The sequence below is a fragment of the Clostridium sp. genome (assembly GCF_032552055.1).
In the GTDB taxonomy this organism is placed as follows: domain Bacteria; phylum Bacillota; class Clostridia; order Clostridiales; family Clostridiaceae; genus Clostridium.
Genome location: NZ_JAWGSV010000172.1, coordinates 1 through 6,691, shown reverse-complemented (window position 1 = coordinate 6,691; position 6,691 = coordinate 1). Strand labels below are relative to the sequence as shown.

The following is a 6,691-nucleotide window of genomic DNA, read 5'->3' as shown; positions in this document are numbered from 1 at the left end:
AAACAGGAGGATTAATATGGAAGTTGGAAATGAAAAAAATTTATCTAAAATATTAAATATTATACTTAACATTAGCCTTATATTTGGAGCTTTACTTACAGCAATATTAATTTACAATACTTTTATAAATAGAGAAATACAAAATATATTAATAAATAAGAGCATAGTAGTAATATTATTAGTAGTAGGAATTAGTAACTTATTTTATATAGTTTTTAAATTAAAAGGAATAATAAAAACACTTATTAAAGGGGATCCTTTTGTTAGATCTAATGCAAATGCTTTTAAAAAGATATCATTATCATCTTTACTAATAGCAATTTGCTATTTATTTAATTTATTACTAAATTCTGATTTTAGGGAATTTAAACTTATTTATGTGGATAATATGGGGATTCATACTGACATGGAAGTATTTATATTTCTATTTGCCTCAGCTTTTATTTATATCCTAGCTAAAGTTTTTGATAAGGCAGTATCTTTTAAGGAAGATAATGATTTAACTATATGATGAGGAGAAAAGTATGGGAATTATAGTGAACTTAGATGTTATGATGGCAAAGAGAAAGATCTCATTGAATGAATTAGCTGAAAGAGTTGGAATAACTAATGCTAATCTTTCAGTTTTAAAAACTAATAAGGCTAAGGCAGTTAGATTCTCAACTCTAGAAGCAATTTGTAGGGAATTAAACTGTCAGCCAGGAGATATATTAGAATATAGAAAAGAATAATGGAGGTGTAAAATGATTAATGCAGTGTCTTTAGTTTTAATGAAAAATGATAAAATTTTATTACTTAAGAGAGAAAAAAATAGAATACCAATTATAGTAATGAAGAATGATGAAACGCCAGAAAAATCTTTAGAGAGATGGGCAAAAGATAATATCACAGTAGGAACTTCAAAATTAATAAAACTGGATAAAACCTTTAATATTGAAGGATATAATATTAATTTAATTTTTATAGATGCTTCAGACTCAGATGTAAATATATCTAATGAGGACTTAATATTAGAGACCTTTGATGTAAGCAATATAAATAGGTTTGAGGAAGAACTTTTAAGAGCTGTAGTTATGAAGTGTAACTCAATTAACTATAGAACTTACTCCATTGAAATATTAGAAAGAGTCTATAATATAAGAAATAATTATAGACTTAGGAAGCCTTTAATAGAATTAGAAAAAGGAAGGATGCAAAGTAACAAGGCTATTAATTTAATACCTTTAACACTAATAGTAGGAGCACTTTTATCTATATTCTTATTTAACTATTTTGGAATATCAATAGCAATTATTACTGTGTTAATGACTGTTATATTCTTTAGTGTCATAGGTGTAAGAAATAAAAGCTATTTAGGATTCTTTTTAGTTTTATCCAGTATAGCACTGTCAATAACCTATGGAATCTTTACTAATGAATTATTTAGATTTTTAAATTTAATAGTTATACCTATTAATTTATTTTCAGGATTCTTATTATTAACTTATGAAAAACTACCTTTTAAATTTGTTACTTTTAGTACAGGATTTTTAGAAATTATAGTAGGAAAATCCTTTGAAAATACTGCAAAGCTTACATTTGAGTTTAGAGAAAAGTTTAGTAAAGCTGATGGAGAAAAGAAAAGTAGGAATATGAAACATATAATTAATGGAATTCTTATTTCTATCCCACTAGTAATAGTTTTATTAATGATTCTTTCAGGAGCTGATGAGGTATTTAGTTATTACCTATCTAATATATGGGACTATATAAATATAAACAATATTTATGATTTTGTAGCAAGAGTATTCATAGCTACAATTATTATGTTTCTAACTTATGGTCTATATTACTCTTTAGGAGCAGTTAAAGTTAAAAATGTAAATAATAAAACCTTTAATAGAACATTAAATTCAACAACTATAATCACAATATTAGTATCAATAATATTAATTTATTTAGTATTTACGCAAGTACAAGTTACTCATTTATATTTAAATAAGGCACTACCATCTGGAGTTAGCTTTTCTGAGTATGCGAGGAAAGGATTCTTCCAATTGGTATTTTTAGTAGTAGTAAATTTAATTATGATAATATCTATAAAAATTAAAACAGATGTAAAACATTCTAAATCTAATAATATTTTAAATGTTTTATATAGTATTATTACTCTGTTAACTATTAATATGGGGGTAGCTGCAATATATAAGATGAACCTTTATATTGGAGAATTTGGATATACTAGACTAAGAATATTAGTTCAAGCATTTACTTTATTTTTATGCATAGCTTTATTATTACTCCTAGCTTTTATATGGAGAGAAAAACTTTTATTCAAACCTATTGTTGTATCAGCAGTAGCAATATATTTAGTATTAAACTTTGTTAATATAGATAATTTTATAGCTAAAGAAAACCTAAAACTTATAAATACAAGAGCTGAAATTGACATATGGTATTTATCAACTTTATCCTTAGATGCTAAAGAAGCAATAGATGAAGGAAGGGAAAAGGGATTAGTAAGTAGTGAATACTACAATTACTGGGCAAATAAGAGAGTAATTACTGAACGTTGGTATGAGTATAACTACTTTAACAATAATATTTTTAAATAGTAATATTTATGCTAAAAGTGTTTAGTGAAAACATTTGTTAAAATATAAATTGCATAGAATAAGTACACATTTAAAATAGGCTGTCATAGGGACAGCCTATTTATATTATTCCTAACTTCAATTTTAATATTAATACTCTTAAAACGGCTTTATCTATAACTTCTTCTTTTATTTCCCCATTTTTAACGGCTTCAATTACAGTGGGAATTTGAATTTGATAGTCTGAGGAAATTATTAAATCATTTCCTGATTCTACTGCTAAAATTGCAGATTTACTTTCTCCGTAATAATTTTTAATAGCACTCATTTGTAAATCATCTGTCATAATTACCCCATCAAAATTCAATTCATTTCTAATAACATCATGGGCTTTTTTAGATAATGAAGCTGGAAAATTTTCATCTATAGAATTTATAATGTTATGAGATACTAAAATACTATCAGCACCTCCATCTATACCAGCTTTAAAAGGAATAAAATCATTATTTAAAAAGCTTTCATAGCTTCTATTATCTTTAGACATTTCGTCATGAGTATCTAAATTACCTCCATATCCAGGGAAATGTTTTAAAGTAGAACCTATTTTATTTTCTTTCATAGTTTGAACTACAGTTTTTACATAATTAGCTGTTTCTTCTGCATCTTTTCCAAAGGTTCTAGGATAGATATAATCATTTGGATTAGTAGAAATATCAGCAACTGGAGCTAAATTCATATTGATTCCAAGTGATTTTAAAAGAGTAGATTTTTCTTTAGTATCATCAATAATTAGGGGATAACCACCCTCATTATATAGTTCCTGTGGTGAGTAGAATGGAACTGCTCGAAATTCAGGATACCAACTTAATCTATTAACAGTTCCTCCTTCTTCATCTATGGCTATAATAAGAGTAATAGGAGAGTTATTTTGATAAGTATCTATTGTAGAAGAAAGACTTTCCTTTGTTTCACCATTTATATTGTCATCAAATAGGATAAATCCACCAACCTTATATTCATTTAAATCTTCAAGGGCAGTGTATCTATTACATCTTATTAAAAACATTTGTCCAACCTTTTCTTCTATAGACATAGAAGAAAGAATTTCATTAGCTCTTTCTTGTAAGTTTTTATTTGAGACATTATCTTTATCAGAAGTAGTGTTGGTTTCTTTATCAATATTATTGGATGTAGGATTTGATTGACTATTATTCGTTTTATATTTATTTATAAGCTTTCTAATTAAAAAAACTGAGGTAAGAGATATAATTATAAGAAGTATTGCTAATATAAATTTTTTCATAATTTCCTCCATATAAATATTAGTATTATAATTCTATCCATAATGAGTATTATACTTACATTATAATGCTATGATATGAAATTAGTATTTAATAGAGTATAAATTATTTACAAAGGGGAAATGTAAAGTTATAATGTTACTGATAATAGTTGAATATAAAGGCATTGAAAGAGAAGAGTATATAGTAATTTAATTTATAAGAGATCTAGGGAGGGTGAAATCCTAGAAATTAAACCTATAGAAAGAAGCTCCGGAGCTATGATGCTGTTTGTGTAACGGCACGTGGGATTCTTCCCTTATAAAGAAAGAGTGGATTAATTTTTATTAGTCAACTTAGGTGGTAACGCGGAAAACTTGTCTTTCGTCCTAAGGGTTTTAGGATTGAAGACTTTTTTATTTTGTAAATAAATATTTAGTTAAGAAAGGATAGAAAAAAATGAGTTTAGAAAAATTAGCTAATTTAATATTTCCGAATGTAGATAAGACTCCAGAAGATTACATCAAGATGTATCCAAAGAGAAATTTAAAGGAAGGTGCAGTAGTATCTAGATATGCTCCATCACCAACAGGATTCCAACATATAGGAGGAGTTTTTGCTGCATTAATAAATGAAAGAATTGCTAGTCAAACAGAAGGAGTTTTCTATTTAAGAATAGAAGATACTGACCAAAAAAGAGAAGTAGAAGGTGCTATAGAAGATACTATTCAAACTATGCATAACTTTGGTATGGATTTTAATGAAGGTATGACTGGAAATGACTCTTCAAAGGGTGAATATGGTCCATATAGACAAAGTGAAAGAGCTGATATATACAGAGCTTTTGCTAAGGATTTAATTTTAAAGGGATTAGCTTATCCAGCTTTTGATACACCAGAAGAGCTTGCAGAACTTAGAGAAAGACAAACTGCAGCTAAAATAACTCCAGGATATTATGGAGAATATGCTAAGGATAGAAATTTAACTCCAGAAGAGGCTATTGAAAAGATAAATAATGGAGATGCCTACATAATTAGATTTAAGTCACCAGGAAATTTAGAAAATAGAGTAGAGTTCCATGATTTAATAAAGGGAGATATAAGCTTCCCAGAAAACAATCAAGATATAGTTATAATAAAGGGTGATGGACTTCCAACTTATCACTTTGCTCATGCTATAGATGATGCTTTAATGAGAACTACTCATGTTATAAGAGGAGAAGAATGGTTATCTTCATTACCAATACACGTTCAATTATTTGATGTATTAGGTTTAGAAAGACCAAACTATGCTCATATTCCAACTATAATGAAGAATGATAATGGTTCTAAGAGAAAATTATCTAAGAGAAAAGATGCAGAAGCTGCAGTTTCATACTATAAAGAAGTTGGATACCCAATGGTATCAGTAATTGAATACTTATTAAATATAATAAATTCTACTTTTGAAGATTGGAGAGCTGAAAATCCAACTACAGATTATCATGAATTTGAAGTGGTTTTAGATAAGATGAGTAAGTCAGGAGCATTATTTGATATAGTTAAATTAAATGATGTAAGTAAAGAAGTTATTTGTAAGATGAAGGCTGATGTAGTTTATGATTATTATACAGCTTGGGCTAAGGAATTCGATAAGGAAATGTATGACTTAGTAACTGCAAATGAAAAAATGTCTAAGGAAATCTTCAATATAGATAAAGAAGGTCCAAAGCCAAGAAAAGACTTTGCTAAATGGGATGAAGTAAGAGGAAAGATTGATTATTTCTTTGATGAATTATTTAATAAAGAAACATCAGAAAATGTTGAACTTCCAAAGACTTTAACTTTAGAAAATGCAAAAGAAGTAATAAAAGTATATAAAGATAGATTTAACTTTAATGCAGGAAGCCAAGAAAAGTGGTTTGAAGATTTAAAAGTTATTGGTGCAGAGCTTGGATATTGTGCAAATAGAAAAGAATATAAAGCAAATCCAGATGCATTTAAGGGAATGATTTCTGATGTTGCTGGTGCTGTAAGAGCTGCACTATCTCATAGAAGTAATACTCCAGATCTTTATACTATTATGCAGATATTAGGTGAAGATAAAGTAAGAGCTAGATTTGAAGCATTTTTAAATTTATAAAATAAAGGTCGTTGTAAAACGACCTTTATTAATTCTGAATATTTTAAGAGTGATTTGCATTTCTTTTTTTCATATAGATAGTGATACCTAATGCTATAACAATGATAAATCCTACCCCAATAAATAGAGGTGATACTTTAATAGAAACTAAATTTGCTATTTCTTCCATAGAACTACCTCCTTTTAAAAATATATTAATGTACAGTATTTTGACTTTAATATTAAAAAACACCTTATAATCTTTAGATTAACAGGGGATGTCTTCTGAACCAATTTATCTTTCAATCTTTTTTATCCTACATTTTTTATCCATATCATACATACTTTTAATAATTCCTAGTATTACAATACCAATTTGTGTAAAAGTTATATAATTATAAAATTTACTAGTTAGAAAAAGTCCAATACCTCCTACAAATATAACTAATATCCCAGTATTAAACATATCTCCCCCTACTATCATTGATACTGTATCCTTATCGTATTTTTTTGTATCAAATCCATTTAGCATATCTCCTGCATTTTGACTTTTAATTATCCATCCTAAGAAGGTAAGTAGTCCTCCAACAAGTAATGTAATTATAATTAGACCATATATATCTACACTTCTCATATAGAACCTCCATGATTTTATTATTCTTATGTTATATTTATTCTTAATAAAAATATCAAAATATGATTATGATCCAATTATAACATATTTTGTAAATACAACAC

Annotated in this window: 7 protein-coding genes and 1 other annotated feature; of the genes, 4 read left to right on the top strand and 3 right to left on the bottom strand. The window is 27.1% G+C overall.

Going from position 1 to position 6,691, the window contains the following annotated elements; all coding sequences use genetic code 11:
* Positions 1–16: 16 nt before the first annotated feature.
* From E6248_RS11355 to E6248_RS11345, 3 genes are read left to right on the top strand one after another with little or no spacing between them, the layout of a single operon-like run.
* Complete coding sequence (locus tag E6248_RS11355; protein ID WP_316340915.1) at positions 17–511, top strand: DUF2975 domain-containing protein; 495 nt, start codon at positions 17–19, stop codon at positions 509–511.
* Positions 512–524: 13 nt separating this feature from the next.
* Positions 525–731, top strand: coding sequence for a helix-turn-helix transcriptional regulator (locus E6248_RS11350; protein ID WP_316340914.1), 207 nt, complete (start codon positions 525–527; stop codon positions 729–731).
* 12 nt (positions 732–743) lie between these two features.
* On the top strand, positions 744–2,594 hold the full coding sequence (locus E6248_RS11345; protein WP_316340913.1) for a DUF4173 domain-containing protein: 1,851 nt from the start codon (positions 744–746) through the stop codon (positions 2,592–2,594).
* A 100-nt stretch (positions 2,595–2,694) separates the two neighbouring features.
* Here the strand turns inward: E6248_RS11345 and E6248_RS11340 are convergent, their stop codons facing one another.
* Entirely contained in the window at positions 2,695–3,876 is a 1,182-nt protein-coding gene (locus E6248_RS11340; protein ID WP_316340912.1) for a glycoside hydrolase family 3 N-terminal domain-containing protein, read from the bottom strand.
* Positions 3,877–4,031: 155 nt separating this feature from the next.
* Positions 4,032–4,248, top strand: a binding site (T-box leader).
* 64 nt (positions 4,249–4,312) lie between these two features.
* On the opposite strand from E6248_RS11340, the gene gltX reads away from it, so the two are divergent.
* Positions 4,313–5,974 (top strand): glutamate--tRNA ligase, encoded by a 1,662-nt coding sequence (gene gltX, locus E6248_RS11335; RefSeq protein ID WP_316340911.1) that lies wholly within the window; start codon positions 4,313–4,315, stop codon positions 5,972–5,974.
* 43 nt (positions 5,975–6,017) lie between these two features.
* Here gltX and E6248_RS11330 read toward each other — a convergent pair whose 3' ends face one another.
* Together E6248_RS11330 and E6248_RS11325 are read right to left on the bottom strand one after the other, a co-directional pair.
* Entirely contained in the window at positions 6,018–6,143 is a 126-nt protein-coding gene (locus tag E6248_RS11330; RefSeq protein WP_316340910.1) for a hypothetical protein, read from the bottom strand.
* 105 nt (positions 6,144–6,248) lie between these two features.
* Positions 6,249–6,587 (bottom strand): DUF3784 domain-containing protein, encoded by a 339-nt coding sequence (locus E6248_RS11325; RefSeq protein WP_316340909.1) that lies wholly within the window; start codon positions 6,585–6,587, stop codon positions 6,249–6,251.
* Positions 6,588–6,691 lie beyond the last annotated feature (104 nt).